The following is an 823-nucleotide window of genomic DNA, read 5'->3' on the forward strand; positions in this document are numbered from 1 at the left end:
GTTCATCCTGGCCGAATATACTGCCGTTCCCTACCAGGAGGTGGTGCTGGCCGCGCTGCTGCCCGCGCTGCTCTATTACCTCGGCGTATTCTTGCAGGTGCATTTCCGCGCCGTGCGCGACGATCTACGCCCGTCCGAGGATGAAGTGCCTACGCTGGCCAGCACCTTCCGAGTGGGCTGGGTGTTCATGATCCCGATCATCGGCATCGTCGTGGCGCTGATGGCGGGGTATTCCCCGACATTCACAGCGGGTATCGGCGTCATGGGCGCGGTGCTGGCTGCCACCCTGCTGAAGGCCACGCGCTTGTCGCCCTGGCAAATAGTCGAGGGGCTGGGCGAGACGACCCTGCGCATCCTGCCGGTGGCGGGTGCCTGCGCGGCGGCGGGTCTGGTCATCGGCGGGCTGTCGATGACCGGGCTGGGCATGAAGGCCGCCAACGTGATCCTCACCATCAGCGGCGAACAGCCGGCGGTCACGCTGGTCATCGCGGCTGTGGTGACGATCATTCTGGGTCTCGGGATGCCGACGCCAAGCGCCTATATCCTCGCCGCCGTTCTGGTCGGACCGGCGCTGGCCAAGCTGGGCTATCCGATCCTGCAAAGTCACATGTTCCTGCTCTACTACGCGGTGCTGTCGGCGCTGACGCCACCCATCGCGGTCGCGGCGCTGGCCGCGGCGGCCATCGCGGACGAGGATCCGTTCCGGATCGCGTTCTCGGCGGTTCGGCTGGCGGCGGTGGGCTTTCTTCTGCCCTTCGCATTCATCTTCAACCCCGGCCTTCTGCTGCTGGGCGACACGATGACCAATGCCTTCGCGCTTCTC

The 823-nt window shown here is 66.0% G+C and carries 1 protein-coding gene; it reads left to right on the top strand.

What is annotated here, in order from left to right; genetic code table 11:
• Positions 1–823, top strand: an 823-nt coding sequence (locus A3728_RS13755; protein WP_150120804.1) for a TRAP transporter large permease subunit, incomplete at both ends; no start/stop codon positions are given.

This window comes from Sulfitobacter sp. HI0040 (assembly GCF_001634885.1).
In the GTDB taxonomy this organism is placed as follows: domain Bacteria; phylum Pseudomonadota; class Alphaproteobacteria; order Rhodobacterales; family Rhodobacteraceae; genus Sulfitobacter.